Origin of the sequence: Fibrobacter succinogenes subsp. succinogenes S85 (assembly GCF_000146505.1) — a bacterium.
GTDB lineage: Bacteria > Fibrobacterota > Fibrobacteria > Fibrobacterales > Fibrobacteraceae > Fibrobacter > Fibrobacter succinogenes.
The window spans coordinates 248,668-266,859 of sequence record NC_017448.1 but is presented as its reverse complement, the minus strand read 5'-3'; the positions used below and the strand labels follow the sequence as shown (position 1 = coordinate 266,859).

Annotated in this window: 19 protein-coding genes; 12 read left to right on the top strand and 7 right to left on the bottom strand. The window is 49.1% G+C overall.

The features are described from left to right. Positions 1-47 precede the first annotated feature (47 nt). A complete protein-coding gene (locus tag FSU_RS01120) occupies positions 48-461 on the top strand; it encodes a Rossmann-fold NAD(P)-binding domain-containing protein (RefSeq protein WP_014545074.1) in 414 nt (137 codons plus the stop codon). Between the two features lie 2 nt (positions 462-463). Here the strand turns inward: FSU_RS01120 and FSU_RS01115 are convergent, their stop codons facing one another. Then, positions 464-1,024, bottom strand: a complete 561-nt coding sequence (locus tag FSU_RS01115) for a methylated-DNA--[protein]-cysteine S-methyltransferase (RefSeq protein WP_014545073.1) — start codon at positions 1,022-1,024, stop codon at positions 464-466. Between the two features lie 17 nt (positions 1,025-1,041). Then, positions 1,042-2,265: an alanine racemase gene (gene alr, locus FSU_RS01110; protein ID WP_015732468.1), complete on the bottom strand. Its 1,224-nt coding sequence runs from the start codon at positions 2,263-2,265 to the stop codon at positions 1,042-1,044. Between the two features lie 503 nt (positions 2,266-2,768). Here alr and FSU_RS01105 point away from each other — a divergent pair. The 3 genes from FSU_RS01105 to FSU_RS01095 all read left to right on the top strand — a co-directional run bounded on the left by FSU_RS01105 (position 2,769) and on the right by FSU_RS01095 (position 6,265). After that, positions 2,769-3,716, top strand: a complete 948-nt coding sequence (locus tag FSU_RS01105) for an AgmX/PglI C-terminal domain-containing protein (RefSeq protein ID WP_015732467.1) — start codon at positions 2,769-2,771, stop codon at positions 3,714-3,716. 101 nt (positions 3,717-3,817) lie between these two features. After that, on the top strand, positions 3,818-4,933 hold the full coding sequence (locus FSU_RS01100; RefSeq protein WP_014545071.1) for an aminopeptidase: 1,116 nt from the start codon (positions 3,818-3,820) through the stop codon (positions 4,931-4,933). Between the two features lie 102 nt (positions 4,934-5,035). Continuing rightward, positions 5,036-6,265: a hypothetical protein gene (locus tag FSU_RS01095; protein ID WP_014545070.1), complete on the top strand. Its 1,230-nt coding sequence runs from the start codon at positions 5,036-5,038 to the stop codon at positions 6,263-6,265. A gap of 141 nt (positions 6,266-6,406) precedes the next feature. Here the strand turns inward: FSU_RS01095 and FSU_RS01090 are convergent, their stop codons facing one another. The 4 genes from FSU_RS01090 to FSU_RS01075 all read right to left on the bottom strand — a co-directional run bounded on the left by FSU_RS01090 (position 6,407) and on the right by FSU_RS01075 (position 10,095). Then, entirely contained in the window at positions 6,407-7,396 is a 990-nt protein-coding gene (locus tag FSU_RS01090; RefSeq protein WP_014545069.1) for an aspartate-semialdehyde dehydrogenase, read from the bottom strand. Positions 7,397-7,415: 19 nt separating this feature from the next. Next, complete coding sequence (locus FSU_RS01085; protein WP_015732466.1) at positions 7,416-8,363, bottom strand: hypothetical protein; 948 nt, start codon at positions 8,361-8,363, stop codon at positions 7,416-7,418. A 14-nt stretch (positions 8,364-8,377) separates the two neighbouring features. Continuing rightward, complete coding sequence (locus FSU_RS01080) at positions 8,378-8,857, bottom strand: single-stranded DNA-binding protein (protein WP_014545067.1); 480 nt, start codon at positions 8,855-8,857, stop codon at positions 8,378-8,380. 188 nt (positions 8,858-9,045) lie between these two features. Further along, the gene (locus FSU_RS01075) at positions 9,046-10,095 is read right to left on the bottom strand and encodes a glycoside hydrolase family 16 protein (protein WP_014545066.1); all 1,050 of its coding nucleotides are present in this window, start codon (positions 10,093-10,095) and stop codon (positions 9,046-9,048) included. 236 nt (positions 10,096-10,331) lie between these two features. Between FSU_RS01075 and FSU_RS01070 the strand changes: the two genes are divergently transcribed. From FSU_RS01070 to bioA, 3 genes are all read left to right on the top strand, one after another. After that, on the top strand, positions 10,332-10,880 hold the full coding sequence (locus FSU_RS01070; RefSeq protein ID WP_014545065.1) for an RBBP9/YdeN family alpha/beta hydrolase: 549 nt from the start codon (positions 10,332-10,334) through the stop codon (positions 10,878-10,880). After that, positions 10,877-11,458 carry a flavodoxin family protein gene (locus FSU_RS01065; RefSeq protein ID WP_014545064.1) on the top strand — a complete coding sequence of 194 codons (582 nt, stop codon included), beginning with the start codon at positions 10,877-10,879 and terminating at the stop codon, positions 11,456-11,458. The genes FSU_RS01070 and FSU_RS01065 overlap by 4 nt, the downstream gene beginning before the upstream one ends. 115 nt (positions 11,459-11,573) lie before the next feature. Further along, on the top strand, positions 11,574-12,905 hold the full coding sequence (gene bioA, locus FSU_RS01060; protein WP_014545063.1) for an adenosylmethionine--8-amino-7-oxononanoate transaminase: 1,332 nt from the start codon (positions 11,574-11,576) through the stop codon (positions 12,903-12,905). A 7-nt stretch (positions 12,906-12,912) separates the two neighbouring features. Here bioA and FSU_RS01055 read toward each other — a convergent pair whose 3' ends face one another. Next, on the bottom strand, positions 12,913-14,226 hold the full coding sequence (locus tag FSU_RS01055) for a GGDEF domain-containing protein (protein ID WP_014545062.1): 1,314 nt from the start codon (positions 14,224-14,226) through the stop codon (positions 12,913-12,915). Positions 14,227-14,335: 109 nt separating this feature from the next. On the opposite strand from FSU_RS01055, the gene FSU_RS01050 reads away from it, so the two are divergent. The 5 genes from FSU_RS01050 (at position 14,336) to queD (ending at position 18,188) form a co-directional block, all read left to right on the top strand. Next, a complete protein-coding gene (locus FSU_RS01050) occupies positions 14,336-15,118 on the top strand; it encodes a 6-carboxyhexanoate--CoA ligase (RefSeq protein WP_014545061.1) in 783 nt (260 codons plus the stop codon). A gap of 115 nt (positions 15,119-15,233) precedes the next feature. Beyond that, entirely contained in the window at positions 15,234-16,439 is a 1,206-nt protein-coding gene (bioF, locus tag FSU_RS01045; protein WP_014545060.1) for an 8-amino-7-oxononanoate synthase, read from the top strand. Continuing rightward, positions 16,436-17,101 carry a dethiobiotin synthase gene (gene bioD, locus FSU_RS01040; protein ID WP_014545059.1) on the top strand — a complete coding sequence of 222 codons (666 nt, stop codon included), beginning with the start codon at positions 16,436-16,438 and terminating at the stop codon, positions 17,099-17,101. Before bioF ends, bioD begins: the two co-directional genes overlap by 4 nt. 102 nt (positions 17,102-17,203) lie before the next feature. Continuing rightward, the gene (gene queC / locus FSU_RS01035; RefSeq protein WP_014545058.1) at positions 17,204-17,857 is read left to right on the top strand and encodes a 7-cyano-7-deazaguanine synthase QueC; all 654 of its coding nucleotides are present in this window, start codon (positions 17,204-17,206) and stop codon (positions 17,855-17,857) included. Position 17,858: 1 nt separating this feature from the next. Next, a complete protein-coding gene (gene queD, locus FSU_RS01030; protein ID WP_014545057.1) occupies positions 17,859-18,188 on the top strand; it encodes a 6-carboxytetrahydropterin synthase QueD in 330 nt (109 codons plus the stop codon). The last annotated feature ends 4 nt before the right edge of the window (positions 18,189-18,192 follow it).

The window sequence follows — 18,192 nt, the reverse complement described above, 5'->3', positions numbered from 1 at the left end:
GTGCCGTGTGACAATCATTACACAAAAAGCAATAAGAAGGTGAGTGTATGAATGTTTTAATCTGGGGATCCGATACGATCCTTGGCCATGGGCTCCTGTCCATGCTCAAGGACATCAAGGATGGTGTTTTCAACGCTATCGGTAATATTGAAATTGGGGAAATCTTTGCCTGTGATGCAGAATCCGACAAAGATGTCATCGACGAGGCTTGTGCCAACGCCGACTTCGTTTTCAATTTATCCTATGGGTTTAAATCTGACAAGCTCATCGAAGGCTTGAACGTTCATAACAATACTTGCCCGGTGCTGTTGGGCCATTCCGTTGGCGATAAAAGCCTTTTCCGCGAATATGCCCAAAGCAACAACGTGCCGATTCTTGAATGGGCTCCGAACTACGATATGGAACTCCTGAGTGTCGAAGCTCAAGTCTACGACATGCTCGGCGCACTGCAATGCGCATAAATTTATTCCAACATTAATTCATTCGGAATGGCTCCCTCCATGCAGAGGAGCCTTCTTTTTAATCCGACGCCAAGCGCATAGCCGCTAAGGCGACCGCGACTGTCTATCACGCGGTGGCAGGGGATGACGACTTGAATCGGATTGTTGTGCAGAACATTCCCGACAGCACGGACTGCCTGCGGATGACCGACTGCTTCGGCAACTTGTTTGTACGTACAAGTTTTACCGTATGGGATTTGGCGTGTGACCTCAAGAACTTTTTTCTGAAAGTCGGTGCCGTATATTTTTATGGGAATAGAAAACTCGCAGATCTTGCCTGCGAGGTACAAATTAAGTTCGTTCACGGCCTTGCGGTAGGCGCTGCGAACGCGGCTATTTAATTCCGTTTCCATGTCGGGGCTTGCATAGGCGCAAGCCTGCACGTTGCTCGGAGTCGCTTTTACTTCGTCTGAAGTTTCCCGAAATTTTAGGCCACAAAGTTTGGATCCTTCGAAGATAAAGGTCCATTCGCCCCAGACATTCCGGTGGCTTATCTTTGTGAATTTCGGGTCATTAAACTTCATACCATGCGGTACTTCTCCTAGCGCAATGGATATTCCTTGAAATCCTTGACGCCGAATTCTTCCTTGAGGTAATCCCAGCGCACGAGGCGGTTCTTCCAGTAGTACTTGCGGTACAGGCGGCGAGCCACGCGGCTAGTGATTTCGTACGGAATCGTGTGGTGTTCTTCGGCAACGCTTTCCATCGAAATGCGGAAGTCGAGTTCGCCATTCACGACGTCAACGGTTTCGCCGACTTGCACATCCGGGATGTGGCTTACGTCGACCATTGTCGCATCCATGCAGACGCGTCCGAGGATCGGGCAGAGCTGTCCACGGATAAAGACAAAGCCCTTGTTGTATTCGCCGCGGAGGTAGCCGTCACCGTAACCGATAGCGATGGTTGCGATGCGCGTGAGCTGCTGGGCTGCCCAGTAACCGCCGTAGCTGACGGTTTCGCCAGGCTTCACGTCGTGCACGTGGCGGATGGTGGACTTGATTTTCATGACCGGCTTGATCGGCAATGTGGTCGGGATTGCTCCCATGCAGTTGTAGCCGTAAAGCGTGAGACCTGGGCGCACCATGTCGAAATGGCTTTCGGGGTGCGTGAGCGTGCCTGCAGAACTGGAACAGTGGCAAATTTCAGGACGGAGTCCTTCTGCTTCGAGCACATCGACGAGTCGTGTAAAGCGCTGAATCTGAATTTCCGTTTTCGGGTTGCCCGGCATGTCGGCTGTAGCGAGATGCGTGAACATGCCTTCGAACTTGAGATGCTTGAGGCTGAGTGCTGCGCGAATGTTGTTGAAGTCTTCGGCATCAAAGCCGTAGCGGTTCATGCCCGTGTCAATGGCGAGGTGAGCCTTGCATTCTGTACCTGTTTCACCAAGGAACTGGTCAAATGCCATTGCAGTGCGGATGTCGGTAATGGCTGCCGTGAGCTGGTATTCGACAAAGTACGCAAAGTCAGACGGAGTGCAAGGACCAAGCACGAGGATCGGCAAGTCCATGCCGTACTGGCGAAGCAACATGCCTTCGCTGATGTGGGCGACTCCGAGGTAGTCGGCGCCACCGAACTTGGCGGCAAAAGAGCAGGCGAGGCTTCCGTGGCCGTAAGAGTCGGCCTTGACGGGGAGCAAAATTTTTGTAGAAGCCGGAATCTGGCTTCTGATAAATTGAATGTTGTTGCAGAGGGCGTCTAGGTTGATTTCAATCCAGTTCGGGCGAGCAATCTTATTTAAGTCAGGAGGAGTAGCTAAAAGTTTCATGATAATGGAAATATAGGTAAGCCATTTTAAAAATGGGCTCGCGATTGGTAAAAAAGCGTAAATTTCGGGGGTGTTTTGCAAATTTTATTCTAATATGGAATAAATTACACTGGGCTAAGTTTTGTAAAAATCTAGGGCCGAGAAAAAATCGAAAAATGCGAGCGAACCCAATAACCACGCGGAAAGCCTTATTTTATCTGAGTTTACAATCTTTCGTATGAAATTTTCTTTACTGTTTTGCTGTGGTTTTTGCGTTTTTTTTATTGGTACTTTATGGGTGTGGTAAGGATGTGGGTTGTTAAATAAAATTCCTTATTTTGTAATAAAATTTTTTTTCTGACATTGTATGTAATCGCGTGAAACTTCGCAATAAAGGCTAGTTCGGGTAGCCTTATTCCGAAGTGTTGCCATTCGGCAAATTGATACTCCGCTCACGGGGTAGTTGGTTTGCTGATACCCAAAAAACAAAAACATCCAATTTCCTGAAAAGGGAGGATAAAATCATGAAAACAACAAAACAAAAACAAGATGCGTTCATCGCATCCCTGATGCCAGATTCCGACAAGAAGATGGTGCGCATTGCCAGTGCATCGCTTATTGTCGCGTTGATGCTTGGTTTCTGGGCAACGACGTATGAACAGATGATTGACGAAATCATGTTTGACACAAAGTCGGACACTGAAATCGTTACAAAGGTCACCATGAACGATCCTATAACACAGAAGGACAAGAAAGTCGAAAAAAAGCGTCCGCCAAAGAATCAGAATGTCTATCGTAAGAAACCCGGTGGTGGTGGAAAACCAAAGGGAAAAGGCAATCCCAAGGCCGCTCTTGAACGTGGCGTGCTTAAGATTCTGACGGCGTTAAAAAACAATCCGTCGGCAAGTGCGTTTGACAATGCCAAAGTGACGCTCGCTAAAGACATCGACAAAGTAATCACTCGTGTAAATGGCCTCAAGACACATGGTACAGCGAGACTTGGCGAACGTCGCGGTCCGGTGAATGCCGGCTTCAATGACGGATTCGCTTCCGGTGGAACAGGTGGCATTTCCGATTTGTTTGGTGACATGATGGGAGGTTCTCGTGGTCGCCTTGCAACATCGGGATTGAAGGGCAATATCAAAACTCCTAAGCCGAATGAAATTGATATGGGTTCTGCCGGAGGATCTCGCTCGGCGTCCGATATCATGAAAATCGTGCGTCAGCGTACACCTGGACTCCGCCATATTTACAACAAGCACTTGAAAAAGAAACCAGGTTTCCAAGGCAAGGTTACATTGAAGTTCACTATTGCGCCGGGAGGCGAAATCATCAGCATGGCTGTGGTGGGTTCTACGACGGGATATGCCGAATTTGATAACGAAGTCAAGAAGGCTGTGAATGGATGGATGTTTGGCAAGGTTAAATCGGGAAATACGACAGTGACGATTCCGTTTACCTTTACGGAGTAATGGAATGATATTTGGAGTAGAATAAAGACAAATAGATTTTTAAATTTAAGTCGGCGATTCTTGTCGCCGACTTTCGGTGATTTTAATTTATGGGGTAAAGAATGAAAGATCCTCGCATTACGCAACTTGCAGAAAATTTGATCAACAACGCCATTGCTCTCAAGGCGGGCGAAAATATTTTAATCGAAACGACCGATACACCGGACGAGCTCTCTACAGAACTCATCAAGGCTGTTGCCAAAGTTGGCGGTAACGCATTTATCCACAATTACAATAGCCGTGTGCGTCGTGAAGTTATCCGTAGCGCCTCCGAAGAACAGATGAAGCTCTCTGCGGATCTTGCGATGAACGAGATGAAGCAGATGCAGGCTTACCTCTCTATCCGCGCGATGAACAACGCCATGGAGAACTGCGATATCGACGACAAGAAGATGCTTGCCTACAGGACCATCACGCAGGACGTGCTCAACTATCGCGTGAACAACACACGCTGGTGCGTGCTCCGCTGGCCGAACCCGTCTATGGCCCAGGGCGCAAAGATGAGCACGGAAGCATTTGAGGACTTCTACTTCAAGGCTTGCCTTGCCGATTACCCGAAGATGCAGCGCGCTGCCCTGGCTTTGGTCGACCTCATGAACAGGACGGACAAGGTGCGTCTCGTGGCTCAGGATACGGACATCACGTTCAGCATCAAGGATATTCCAGCAGTGCCGTGCTGCGGCAACATGAACATTCCTGATGGCGAAGTCTATACGGCGCCGGTGCAGGGGAGTATCGAAGGCGTTATCCATTACAATACGCCGACGCTTTACGAAGGCAAGCAGTTCAGCAATATCCGCCTCGTCTTCAAACAGGGGAAGATTGTCGAAGCGACCTGCGAAACTGGCGACAACAAGAGCCTGAACGCTATTTTTGATACGGACGAGGGCGCTCGCTATGTAGGCGAGTTTGCTATTGGCTTCAATCCGTTTGTGCTTTCTCCGATGTGCGATATTCTGTTTGACGAAAAAATTGCGGGTTCCATCCACTTTACACCGGGTATGTGCTACGAAGATGCCCCGAACGGGAACAAGTCTGCCATCCATTGGGACTTGGTGCTGATCATGCGTCCGGAATACGGTGGTGGCGAAATTTGGTTCGACGACAAGCTCATCCGCAAGGACGGACTTTTTGTAGTCGATGAACTTAAGTGCTTGAATCCGGAGAACTTAGGATAGTAGTTCAAATCATATTTCTGATAGAAATTGCTAAAGACAGATAACTAGAATTAATTATATTTTTGTCACACAAATCAAAAAATCTTATTACAAGGAAAAACTATGAACTTAAAAACGATGTTTGGCATTGGCCTCGTTAGCGTCGGTGCAGCTTTTGCACAGGAAGCTTCTGAATCGACCGCTCCTTCCATGAGCGAACAGCAGCTCCAGCAGCAGGAAGAACAGGCTGCTGCTTCTGAAAGCCTTACGGCTCCGGTTCCGTTTGTCGCTCCAGAAATTCCGAAGGATTCCAAGCGTACTCCGTTCAATGCTATCTTGCACGGCAAGTCCTACAACAGAAACAGCAACATGGCCGCTGCTAACAATACGGACCTCTTGCTCAAGTATCCGAACTTGTTTGCAAACCGCAAGTTCTTCTACATTGAACCGACCAACAAACTTGGCATTGTCTCTCTCGGTTCTTTCTTCACTGCTTTTGACATTAGCAAGGCTACGCATGACGATAGCCAGCTTGGCCGTCTCACTCTCGGTTACGCCGTTCCGGGCTTCGGCTTCTATGTAAGAGCAGGCCTTGGCCGTGACCGCGTCAGCAACGATGCAGGTGTTGTCAGCACGACTTACGGTGGCGATGACTGGGCTGCCGCAATCGCCAAGAGCTTCTTGGGTATGAACGTCGCTGCAGATGTTGACTGGCTCACCACGAAGAAGCAGACTCATTCTGATCCGGATAAGGGCGTTGAAACCGAAGACCGTTTTGACAGCCTTACCGTTAATCTCAGCTTGACCAACGCTCCGACTGCCAAGAACTTCACTTGGACACTCGGTGCAAGATTCGTCAGCTTCAACAACGAAACAGAAGTTGATGGCGATGTCGAAAAGGCTAACGATCCGGCTTCTTTCTGGGACCTCTCTCCGTACATCCGTGGCGGTCTCTCCGTTCTTGAAAACGAAAATGCTCGCATCCTTATCGGCGGTGCTGCCATTGTCTCTTACAGAAATTATGACGATCCGGTTGACCAGTATGCCATTACCGCTGTTCTCCAGCCGAGCATGCTTGGTGAAGTCTTCGTCGGCGAAGAAAAGAACTTCATGTTCTACGGCGAAGTCGGTTACGACTGGGTTGCTTTCCAGTACTTGAAGAACAACGATTCCGATACGAGCCGTATGATGGACGTGATGAACTCCGTGAACGCTTCTGTGGGCTTCCGTTACCAGTACAAGGATTTCCTTGCTGTTGAACTCGGCCTCGGCGAAAAGCTCTTCACTGGCCTTGGCAACTACTTCCAGGCTGATGGAACGTTCATTGACTTCAGTGCGATGGTCCGCTTCTAATAGCTAATAGCAACGACTGTTTGCAAAGAACGCCTCCCGGAAGGGAGGCGTTCTTGTTTATATAAGGAATAAAAAGAGTCTAGCGAATGCTAGACTCTTTTTAAAAGCGATTCCCGGCTGTAGACCGGAGCGTAATCGCAATTAGAGGCGTTCTGCAATCTGGACTGCGTTGAGAGCAGCACCCTTGCGGATCTGATCGCCAACAATCCAGATGTTCATGCCATTGTCGCAAGCGAGGTCCTTGCGGATACGGCCAACGTAGACGTCGTCGGTACCCATGAGGTTGAGCGGCATCGGGTAGACGTTGTTTGCAACGTCATCGCAGAGTTGGAGGCCTTCGCCGTTCTTGATGGCATTCGAGACCTCTTCGATAGAAAGCGGACGTTCCGTTTCGAAGCTGATAGCTTCGGAATGGCAGCGGAGAGCAGAAACGCGGACGCAGGTTGCAGCGCAGCGGACGTCGCTGTGCATGATCTTTCGCGTTTCGTTGAACATCTTCATTTCTTCCTTCGTGTAGCCGTTGTCGGTGAACACGTCAATGTGCGGAATGAGGTTGTAAGCGAGCTGGTGGGCGAACTTCTTCACGGTGACCGGCTTGCCTTCGACGATTTCCTGGTACTGCTGCTTGAGTTCTGCCATGCCAGTTGCACCTGCACCGCTTGCGCTCTGGTAGGTTGCAACGTGGATGCGGGTAATCTTGCTCAAGTCGTTGATCGGCTTGAGAGCGACAACCATCATGATGGTCGTGCAGTTCGGGTTAGCGATGATGCCCTTGTGGAGCTTGATGTCTTCCGGGTTCACTTCCGGGACAACGAGCGGGACGTTCGGATCCATGCGGAAGAAGCTCGTGTTGTCGACGACGACTGCGCCTGCGTCAACAGCAATCGGAGCGAATTCCTTGGAAACGCTTGCGCCTGCAGAAGAGAGCACGAGGTCAACGTTCTTGAATGCGTCCTTGCAAGTCAATTCAACCTTGAGCTTTTCGCCCTTGAATTCATATTCACGGCCGACACTGCGTTCGGAGGCGAGAAGCTTCAGGTTCTGAAGCGGGAAGTTACGTTGTTCAAGAATCTTGAGGAGTTCCTGACCTACTGCGCCAGTGGCGCCCATGATCGCTACGTTACGAATCATAGATTTAACCTTTGTTTTCTTATTGTTGAGGTTGATTGTTCGTTAAATTTTGAATGATTTTATTGAATTTGTCGATGTGCCTTTTTGCAATCACAATCAAGTCGCGAGCTTGAGAATACTTCTTCATCGCTTCTTGCGTGTCTTCTACAAGACAGTACGAATACAATTCATGAGATGCGGTGCGGAGCGTTTCGGAAGCTTGTACAAGTTCTGAATGCGCTTCACGAGCTTCGAGCGGATGGAAAATTCCAATCGTTTTGCGATTGAGCGACGTCGCCTTGTTGTTGATGGCAAGAGCCTGCTGGCTCCGCTTTTCGCGTTCCATTTCGCCTGCGTTTGCTTCCATCGGTTCAAAGGAATTCAATGCGTTCATTATGTCAAACATTTTTTCAATGACCGTTTCGGCCTTATCTGCGTAAGTGTCAAGGCGGTCCATCACTTCAGGAGCGAGTTCGACATCATCGTCGTCAATTGCGGAATCGCTGTTGCTATTCGAAGCCGTCGCGAAACCTTGTTCCTTCTTTTCGTTGTTCGCATTGTCAAAAGACGAAATGTAGTCTTCGTATTTTTTGTTGTGCGTAACGAGATCCGTTGGAGAGTAAGCTGATGTAAGAACCAAGGTCGGACGTTCAAAGCATGCCGTACCAATGCAGCCCGTCAGCATGCACAACGAGAAGAATAGGAACGATGCTCGTGTTGACCATTCTTCGCTTTGTATGATGCAAAAGATGCTGAACAAGAAAAGCAAAAAGAACGACAGCAAAATACCACCTTCAACATTTTGAATAATGATGGTATTCTTTACGAAATAGAACAGACAGTCTATAACGATCGTGAGAGTCGAAAGAATAGCTCCGACGACTTTCGTGTTACGCCCAGGACTTGTTGCCGTGGCGAATAGCGTTACAAACGATATTCCAAGCGGCAATCCGTAGATGAGCGTTAATTCTGCAATTCCTTGATTCATTCAGATAGTCTTGATTAGAACGGAAGATCTACGTCGTCTTCTGCCATGCCTGCATCGTAGGCCGGAGCGCTATTCTGCTGCATGCCGTTAAAGCTGTTGGGCTGGTAGCTGTTGGCCTGGCTGAAACCACCTGCACCCGGAGCACCACCCTGGCCACGCGGAGTGAGGAGCTGGAACGTGTCCATGTTGATTTCAGTGACATAGCGCTTCTGGCCGCTGGTCTGGTCTGTCCAGCTGCGGTTGGTGAGGGAACCTTCAACATAAAGGCTCATGCCCTTGCGAATGCCGAGCTGTTCAACGATATCTGCAATCTTGCCCCAGCCAATGATGTTGTGCCAGTCGGTCTGTTCCTTCTGTTCACCGTTGTTGTCACGATAGCGACGAGAAGTGGCGAGGGAGAAAGAAACACGCTTGCGACCGCCATTGGGATTCACGCGAACTTCCGGATCCTTACCGATATTACCGATGAGCATAACCTTATTCAAATAAGCCATATAACTATCCTATTTTAATTTTTAAAAATTTCGAAATCAAAAATACAAAAACTCATTTGACATTTTAGTGTCAAAATTCAAAAAAAATAGCGAAAATCCCCTAATTTTAGTGGACTTAACGAAAAACCATGTGGAGTAAACCACATGGTCTTTGCGATAAAGAGAATTATAAAGAGAATCAGCCACGATTAGTGTTCAAAGTTCACGCGATAACGCTTGTGGCCATTCGGGTTCACCTTGGCACCCTTGGCGTTCACGAGATTGCGGTGTTCCTTTGCAACTGCCGGAGTTGTGCGCATTCCGTGGATTGCGTTTGTGGCGCTCGAGGAGCTCGGCGGAACAAATGCGCTGCTCGAGGAGGCAGGGACGCTAGAGGAGCTTGCCGGAACACTGCTAGAAGATGCCGGAGCGCTGCTAGAAGATTGCGGAGCAGGTTCGTCATCTCTCGGAACCTGGCCGTTGAAGCTTTCCTGACCTTTGCGGGTGAGGGCGAGGATCAACATGCCATCTCTGGAGTAGATGTTCTTGTCGGTGAGGTCGACACGGTTACCGTCAAATGTCCAGTCACCCTTGCCCCAGCGGGAGCCATCAAACGTGTCAAAATTGTCGGTCCAGTCAAGCGTAAAGTCGCTGCCGCCTTCGCCCTGGCCCGGCGTATACTTATAAACCTTGACCCAGTTGATGAACTGGAAAAGCGGAAGCTTTGATTCATCGAACTGGCCAACCCAAGCCGCACTCTCAGACGACCAAAGGTTAAAACGGAGTCCCTGTGTACCTGTCAAGTTGGAAACCTGGCCACCTTCCGTCTTGCGGACTTCCTGACCGTCAACAGTCCAGCGGACGTAATTCGGAGTCCATTCGAGACCGTAGGTGTGGAAAGCCTGATCGGCGGCGGGGCTAACAGCATGGTGCTTTTCGCTAGTCTTTTGTGCGCCGGCCTTACCGGTAATGATGTTGGACTGGAAACTGCCCGGATTCTTGCCGAGAACTTCAATATCCACTTCTACCCAGGGCCTTCCATCGGCGATTTCGGAACCATTCTGGTAGAGGAACATGGAACTGACTGTTCCCGATGCGGCTGCCATCTTCATACGGGCTTCAAACTTACCGTACTGAACTTCTTCTAACGTGTAGAGTTCGGCACCGCTAAAATCCTTTGCGCTAACATTGGTGGTGAGGGCTGCTGCTGCGGCTGCTACGGCGAGAGCGCTCTTGACTGCAGTTTTCTTGATGTTCATATTTTTTCTCCATGAAGTTTCTGTACAAAACAGAATCCCATTTAACCAAAGATAAAGATAAGTTAGCGAAATTAAATAACCAATAAAATAGAATGTATTTAAAAGATTAACTGTATCAATTGTGCGAGTGTGCTGTGCTGAAAAAGTGCGGATTTGGGTGAAATTTGCCGTAAATTCATTTTTTAACGGGAAAGTAATTTAATTTTTATACTAATTTGGTAGGAAAAGAGGCGATAATGAATTACTTGATTGTTCCTGGATTGAATAATTCCGGACCGAAACACTGGCAGAGCTTCTGGGAAAAGAGCTTGCCGAATGCAACGCGCGTCATCCAGCGCTGTTGGGACCATCCCGAGAAAGCGGACTGGGTCGAGACTTTGGACAAGTGCATCCAGCAGTTGAATGCGGATACGATTCTTGTGGCGCATAGCTTGGGCGTCTGTACGACGGTCAACTATCTTTTGAAGGCGAAATCGCAAGGTGGCGTTCCGCCGTACATCAAAGGGGCTTTCCTTGTTTCGCCAAGTGATGTGGATAACGTAGAACTTATTGGGAACTTTGCGCCGATGCCGCTTGAAAAACTGCCGATTCCGGCATGTGTCGTGGCGAGCGAAAATGACCCGTTTGTCTCAATGGAACGTTCTGAATTTTTTGCAAGCGCCTGGGGCGTAAAACTGTTTAACGCGGGTGCGCTTGGTCATATCAATTCGGATTCCGATCTCGGTGAATGGGAACAGGGGCGTAAATTCCTTGCAGAATTTGAATCAACGGAGGTTCTAAAATGAAGGTCATCTTGTTTAACGGCAGCCGTCGTGAAAATGGCTGCACTTATACGGCTCTGAACATCGTCGCAAACCAGCTCAAGGCCGCTGGAATCGAAACGAAAATCGTGTTTGTCGGTGGGCGAGTGCTCAAGGGCGAGGTGAACGAAGTTGTCCACGAAGCTAAGGAACTTTTGGAAACGGCGGACGGCGTTGTTTACGGTTCTCCGGTTTATTACGCCTCTCCGAGTGGTGAAATGTTGATGTTCCTCGACCGTCTTTACGGTATCGCAGAAGCAAATCTGCTGTTCAAGCCGGCGGCAAACGTGGTTTCTGCACGTCGTGCAGGGACGACCGCAACTCTCGATGTGCTCAACAAGTACCCGACTTATGCGCAACAGCCGCTCGTGACTTCGCGCTATTGGAACATGGTTCACGGTTCGAATCCGGAAGATGTGCTGAAGGACGAAGAAGGCGTGCAGATTATGAAGGAACTGGGCCGCAATATGGCATGGCTCCTCAAGAGCATTGATGCGGGCAAGCAGGCGGGCGTGACGCAGCCTGACGCCAAGCAGAAAGTCTACACCAATTTCATTCGATAGAAACTTCGCGAGACTCCGCGCTGTTTCGAGATGCCGCCGGTGAATGCCGCGCGGCACTTTTAATTACGAGAAGTCGCGTGGGAATGCCCGCGCATTTTTCTATATTGCGCCGCAAATGAATACGCTATTAAATTTCGACAGCGAGCATTTGTGGCACCCGTATGCTGCGCTGAAAAATACTCCCGCAAGATTCCTTGCTAAGTCGGCTCACGGAACAACGATTGAAACCGCCGACGGATTGAAACTGATTGATGCCGTATCGAGCTGGTGGTGCATGGCTCACGGGCATAACGCTCCTGAAATTGTTGAAGCGATTCGCAAGCAAAGCGAAAAAATGTGCCACGTGATGTTCGGTGGTTTTACGCACGAGCCCGCAATTGAATTGGGTGAGAAGTTAGTGAACTTTTTGCCCGAAGGCTTGAACAAGATTTTCTTTGCTGATTCGGGAAGCATCGCCGTGGAATGCGCCGCCAAGATGGCGGTGCAGTACCAGCATTCGCTGGGTCGCCCGGAGCGCTGTAAGTTGGTCGCCTTGAAGGGCGGCTACCACGGCGATACGGCAGGCGCAATGGCTTTGAGCGATCCTGACGGCATGCATGTGCTTTTCCGCGGAATCATGCCGCACCATTACTTTGCGGAACGCCCGAATTGCCGTTTTGATAGCGCTTGGGACGATAGCGATTTTGCATCGATGGAACGCGTTGTCGAAGAGCATAAAGATGAAATTGCGGCAGTTATTTGCGAGCCTGTTTTCCAGGGCGGAAACGGCATGTGGCTTTACAATGCGGGTTACCTCAGGCGTCTCCGAGAACTTTGCGACCGCTATGGCATCTTGCTTATTTTGGATGAAATTGCGTCTGGATTTTATCGCACGGGCCCGCGATTTGCAATGATGCATACCGCAACACAGGATTGCGCCGACTTTATAAAGCCGGACATTATGTGCGTCGGCAAGGCGCTTACGGGCGGTAGCATTACGATGGCGGCATGTGTCGCATCCGAGAAAGTTGCCGACACGATTACAAATAGCAAGATTCCGGCATTTATGCATGGCCCGACGTACATGGCAAACCCGCTAGCGTGCGCGGCTGGGATTGCTTCGCTTTCGCTGTTTGAAAGTCGCGATTATGCATCAAGCGTGGCGCGTATTGAAAAGCGCTTGAAAGCGAATTTGGAACCGCTCCGTTCGCTTGAAAATGCGGCGGACGTGCGTGTGCTCGGTGCAATTGGCGTTTTGGAACTCAAGGCAAAGCCAAGTGCAGACGATATCTTGCGCGTGATTCGCGAAACTGGCGTGTGGTTACGTCCGTTCTGCAATTACGTCTACACGATGCCACCGTTCATCACGAGCGATGCTGAAGTGGAACGCATTTGCGAAGCGATTAAGATGATTGGAAAATGCGAACCTGCGCCGATTGTAGATGGCGAAGACGAATTCCACGAGTAAATACAACTTAAATTTTTTCTTCAAACGGAACTAAGGTCACACAGTTCCGTTTTTTCTTTGATACGTAGAGCGCCTTGTCGGCAAAGGAGAGCATGTCTGAAACAATTCCGTCTCCGAATGTTCCGCCAAAGCTCATTGTTAACTTTACATCAGGGTAATCTTGCAGTTTAATTTTTTCTGCCCGCGCACGCATCTGTTCAAGTCTGTTTCTCAGCACTTCATGAGTGATGCCCTTGAACGAAATTAAAAATTCATCGCCACCATAACGTACTACGCGGTCTAAATTACGAACAGATGAATTCAGTATCGATGCTACGGCGGCAAGGGCTGCATCTCCACACTGGTGACCGTAATTGTCATTAACTTCTTTGAAAAAGTCGATATCAGCCATTACGACGGCTTGACTATTACGCAATGCAAGTTTATCATCAAAATACTTGCGGTTCATCACTTGAGTCAACGAATCCTTGTAGATTTTATCGTTTATTTCCGTGATTTCGTTATTCTTGTCGGTGAAACCGAACACGGTTGTTTCTTCGCCGGTTCGCACAATTTTCATTTCAACATATTGGCCGACTTCGTTGTGAAATATTTTTGACAAACTATTGCCAACTGGCAAGTATTCCTTAATATAGGACTCATCAGCCACTTCTCGGATACTTTTTCGATCCTCTTCGTGTACAGCCGTATTGATAAGTTTTTCAACAAGAATCTTGAACGGAGGCGGTTCTTTCATGAAGCCAAGAGCACTTTTGATTCGATCGCTTGTGCGGAAGAATTCCACCTTTTCTGTGACAAAATCAACTCCGACTACAGAGGCGTATCCGTTCATGAGCGCATTGATCATATTTTGTTGTTTGCGGTTCTGCTCCAAGAGCTCTTTCTCTTGTTCCAGCTTTGTCATTTGCGCATTCACGTTTTCGACAACGTACAGGACTCGACGTAGTGGCTTGTCATCACCAACGCGTACAAACATTGCCTTACTCCAACCGTGAATTTTTCCGTGAAAAATTTCGGAAATAACATTTGCATTTTTCATGCGTTCCGACAATGTTGAAAGAATCGTAAAATTCTTGATGGTTGAAACGCTTTCTGGGCATGCAAGGTTCACCATGATATTGGTAATACTTTCCTGTAGGGTGCTGCCGCATTTCATGAACTTATCGATGAATTCGTTGGTCTTGATAGGAAACGCAGTGTTATTCTCAAGATCAAGTACATGCATCGAAATGTACAGTTCAGTTGTGGCGTAAGTTATAGCTGTGAAAAACTCCGCAGAGTCCACAGGAAAGTCCGCGATAAACTTTTTGTAATCACCCATATCAATTACCAAGAAAAGTCATTACTCCCGTTACTAGTAAAAATATATTCATTTCAATGAAAACGATAAGACCTTTTTTCTAAATTGTGGCGCGTAAAAGAAGGTTCTTATGGATTACTACAGTTTAAAAATGCGAGCCTCGCAGCATGTTGGCGAAGGCGAAAACTCCCATGAACAGCATATTTCCGGTGCTGAACGCATTGTTGGGCGCGATTCTGTGGAAGCTGTGTGTGCGGCGATGGTGCGCCGTGCGATGAATCATTCCAAGGGCGACCCGGATTTTATCAATGTGAAAATTGAAAAGGTTCACGAAAGCGATATTCAGGTCTTGAAATCGCTCCCTGTAACGCGCGTGGATGTGGAAACGTGGCAGGAAGGCTTGGAGAAGGCTTTTGGCTTGATTACTCCGCTGATGGCCCTTCGGCAGGCTCAGGGACCTTGTGATGGCGCAAAAAAATTTAAAGAAAAATTGCAGGATCTTCTGCGCGAGACGTTCCCGATGCGTGGGGCGATGCTTTACGATATTGCAACGGGAAACCGCTTGGAACCGGATAAAGATCGCGGTGTCCGTGCGACGTATATGGATGCGCTCCATTCGAGCGAAGTCGATGGATGCAAGAATCATTTCAACGAAGCGATTGTGCTTGCGACCAAGGTGGCGAATGCCCCGGGAATGGTGGCTGAATTTTGCGTGAGCGATGACCCAAATTATGTGACAGGCTATGTTGCGAGCAAGGAACTCGGCTATGTGCGCATCATGAAAATGAAGGAAATGGGCGACGAAAACGGAGGCCGCATTTTCTTGTTTGATTCCCGAAAAGCCTCCGCTGAAGAATGCATCGAGTATTTGCAAAAGAAGAAAGTACTCGTGGATGTAGTTGGCAGAACTTAGAGCTTAGAACTTAGAACGAGTCATCCTGAGCGTGGTTCGGCAAGCTCACCAACCTTATTAAGGTCCCTGAGCAAGCGAAGCGCGTCGAAGGGCGAAGGATCCAGGACCGAATGGTATGAACGAACGAATTTTAGACTTTTTCACGAAAGATGCGCTTGAAGCGGCGCGTGCGAACAATACGTACCGCACGTTGCGTCACATCTCGTCGCCAGAAGCATCGCATGTGACGATTGCGGGTAAGGATACGGTTTTGCTCGCTTCGAATTCTTACTTGGATTTGGCGAACATTCCCGAACTCAAGCAGGCGATGGCGGATGCGGTCCTTGAATGGGGAACGGGGAGTGGTGGCGCTCGCCTCACGACCGGCAACAAGACTCCGCACGATAAACTCGAAGAGTTTATTGCAAAGTTCAAAGGCGAAGAGGCGGCTATTGCGTTCAACACGGGCTACATGGCGAACGTGGGAACGATTTCTGCGTTGTGCGGCAAGAACGATTTTATTTTCAGCGACGAACTGAATCACGCAAGCATCATTGATGGCATTCGCCTGTCGCGCGCAAAATGCTTTGTGTATAAGCACAATGACATGGCGGATTTGGAACGCGCGATTGAGACGGCCAAGGTGGAGTTCTGCGCACGAGAAAAGCTTGCGGAAAACGCGGTTTCGAATTTCCGTGGTCTTATTGTGACGGATGCCGTTTTCAGCATGGATGGCGATTTGGCAAACTTGCCGGAGCTTTTGCGAATTGCTCGCGCTCGCGATTGCCTTTTGATGATTGATGAGGCGCATGCCACGGGCGTCCTTGGGCGCACGGGGCGCGGACTTGCGGAACATTACAATTGTGAACATGCCGATGTGACCGTCGGGACTTTGAGCAAGGCCGTGGCCGCCGAAGGCGGCTTTGTCGCCGGATCCAAGCAGTTGATTGAATTCTTGAAAAACAAGTCTCGCAGTTTCATCTTTACGACAGCGATGGCTCCTGCAGTAGCGGCGGCTGCACTCCACAATTTGCAGTTCATTGACGCGCATCCGGAACGTGTTCAGCAGTTGCGTGACAACGTTAAATTCTTTTGCGATGCTTTGCGCTTTCACGGGTTGCAAGTTCCGCAGACGGAATCGGCGATAATCCCGATTATCATTGGGGATGAGGCGAAGGCTTTGCGGATTTCGGAAACGCTCCAGAATGAGGGCGTCTTGATTCCTGCAATCCGTTATCCGACGGTTGCAAAAGGGCAGGCCCGCTTACGCGCGAGCCTCATGGCTACGCATACAAAAGAAGAACTTGAATTTGCTGCAGCTAAAATTGCGGAGGCGATATGAGCAAAGGTTATTTCGTTACGGCGACGGGTACGGATGTCGGTAAAACTTTTATCACGGGTCTTTTGGTGAAAAAATGGCGCGATTCCGGCATTGACGCGGGCTATTACAAGGCGGCGCTCAGCGGTGCAGAACTCCGTGATGGCAAGTGGATTGCAGGCGATGCCGATTATGTCAAGCGCATTGCAGGTCTCTCAGACACGCAAGAACAGCTTGTCAGTTTCGTTTACAAAGAGGCTGTTTCGCCGCACCTGGCGGCACGAAAAGAAGGCAATCTCGTTAATCTTTCTAAAGTTCAGGCGGACTTTAACGCTGCCTGCTCACGCCACGAATTCATCTTTGCCGAAGGTAGCGGGGGAATCATTTGCCCCATCCGCTATGATGACCAGAAAATTTTCCTCGAAGATATCATCAAGACGCTCAAGCTTCCGCTGATTATCGTAACAACGGCGGCGCTCGGCTCCATCAACGCTTGCGTGCTCACTATAGAATACGCTCGTAGTCGCGGCCTAGATATCCGTGGAATTATCGTGAACCGTTACGGCTGTAGCGGCAATTTTGAAATGGAAGATGACAATATCCGCATGATGCAGGACTTGACAGGGCTTGAAATTCTTGCAAAAGTCAAGGAAGGCGACAGCGATTTAGGCGTAGCGGTATTTTAGAGCGAGTCCGCTTTTTAATATTTGAAAAGTGTCATAAAATTTCTATCTTTGCAATAGTCAGTTCGAGACCCATCCTGACTTTAAACAAAACTAGGAGATTTTATGAAAGACGCTTTGCTGGTCTTGTCTGGTGGAATGGACAGTGTGACCTTGCTTTACGACCGCGCCGCGGATATTGCGCTTGCCGTTTCGTTTGATTACGGCAGCAACCACAACGACAAAGAAATTCCTTTTGCGCGCATGCATTGCGAAAAGCTCGGGATTCCGCACATTACGATTCCGCTCAAGTTCATGCACGATTACTTTACGTCATCGCTCCTTTCGGGTGCAGATGCTATCCCAGAAGGGACTTACGCTGACGAGAACATGAAATCGACGGTGGTACCGTTCCGCAATGGCATTATGCTTTCTGTGGCGGCAGGGCTTGCCGAAAGCCGTGACCTCAAGCGCGTGATGATGGCAAACCACTTTGGCGACCATGCGATTTACCCGGACTGCCGCGAAGAATTCGTGAAGAACATGTCGGCGGCGATTTCTGCAGGTACATACGCAAACATCACGATTGACGCTCCGTACACGAACATTTCCAAGGCGGATATCGCTCGCAAGGGTAAGGCTCTTGGCTTGGATTACAGCGAAACCTGGTCTTGCTACAAGGGCGGCAAAATCCATTGCGGCAAGTGCGCGACCTGCCTGGAACGCAAGGCGGCTCTCGCCGAAGCGGGCATCAATGACACAACGGAATACGAGGCGTAATATGTACAGAGTTATCAAGCGTATTGAAATTTCTGGGGCTCACAAGCTCTCGCTCCCGTACGAAAGCAAGTGCCGCGGTCTGCATGGCCACAACTGGATTATCACGGTGTTCTGCCAGTCCGAAACTCTCGATGAAAACGGCATGGTGGTCGATTTTTCGCGCATCAAGGAAATTGTGAAGGGCAAGCTCGATCACCAGTTCTTGAACGATGTGGTGAACTTTAATCCGACGGCGGAGAACATGGCTCGCTGGATTTGCGAACAGGTGCCGCATTGCTACAAGGTGCAGGTCCAGGAAAGCGAAGGCAATACCGTCGAGTACGAAGTGTAAGGGC

Bases quoted from the DNA above. Each gene is read 5' to 3' on its own strand.
- FSU_RS01120 (WP_014545074.1), top strand. From the start codon at position 48: ATGAATGTTTTAATCTGGGGATCCGATACGATCCTTGGCCATGGGCTC.
- FSU_RS01115 (WP_014545073.1), bottom strand. From the start codon at position 1,024: ATGAAGTTTAATGACCCGAAATTCACAAAGATAAGCCACCGGAATGTC.
- alr (WP_015732468.1), bottom strand. From the start codon at position 2,265: ATGAAACTTTTAGCTACTCCTCCTGACTTAAATAAGATTGCTCGCCCG.
- FSU_RS01105 (WP_015732467.1), top strand. From the start codon at position 2,769: ATGAAAACAACAAAACAAAAACAAGATGCGTTCATCGCATCCCTGATG.
- FSU_RS01100 (WP_014545071.1), top strand. From the start codon at position 3,818: ATGAAAGATCCTCGCATTACGCAACTTGCAGAAAATTTGATCAACAAC.
- FSU_RS01095 (WP_014545070.1), top strand. From the start codon at position 5,036: ATGAACTTAAAAACGATGTTTGGCATTGGCCTCGTTAGCGTCGGTGCA.
- FSU_RS01090 (WP_014545069.1), bottom strand. From the start codon at position 7,396: ATGATTCGTAACGTAGCGATCATGGGCGCCACTGGCGCAGTAGGTCAG.
- FSU_RS01085 (WP_015732466.1), bottom strand. From the start codon at position 8,363: ATGAATCAAGGAATTGCAGAATTAACGCTCATCTACGGATTGCCGCTT.
- FSU_RS01080 (WP_014545067.1), bottom strand. From the start codon at position 8,857: ATGGCTTATTTGAATAAGGTTATGCTCATCGGTAATATCGGTAAGGAT.
- FSU_RS01075 (WP_014545066.1), bottom strand. From the start codon at position 10,095: ATGAACATCAAGAAAACTGCAGTCAAGAGCGCTCTCGCCGTAGCAGCC.
- FSU_RS01070 (WP_014545065.1), top strand. From the start codon at position 10,332: ATGAATTACTTGATTGTTCCTGGATTGAATAATTCCGGACCGAAACAC.
- FSU_RS01065 (WP_014545064.1), top strand. From the start codon at position 10,877: ATGAAGGTCATCTTGTTTAACGGCAGCCGTCGTGAAAATGGCTGCACT.
- bioA (WP_014545063.1), top strand. From the start codon at position 11,574: ATGAATACGCTATTAAATTTCGACAGCGAGCATTTGTGGCACCCGTAT.
- FSU_RS01055 (WP_014545062.1), bottom strand. From the start codon at position 14,226: ATGGGTGATTACAAAAAGTTTATCGCGGACTTTCCTGTGGACTCTGCG.
- FSU_RS01050 (WP_014545061.1), top strand. From the start codon at position 14,336: ATGGATTACTACAGTTTAAAAATGCGAGCCTCGCAGCATGTTGGCGAA.
- bioF (WP_014545060.1), top strand. From the start codon at position 15,234: ATGAACGAACGAATTTTAGACTTTTTCACGAAAGATGCGCTTGAAGCG.
- bioD (WP_014545059.1), top strand. From the start codon at position 16,436: ATGAGCAAAGGTTATTTCGTTACGGCGACGGGTACGGATGTCGGTAAA.
- queC (WP_014545058.1), top strand. From the start codon at position 17,204: ATGAAAGACGCTTTGCTGGTCTTGTCTGGTGGAATGGACAGTGTGACC.
- queD (WP_014545057.1), top strand. From the start codon at position 17,859: ATGTACAGAGTTATCAAGCGTATTGAAATTTCTGGGGCTCACAAGCTC.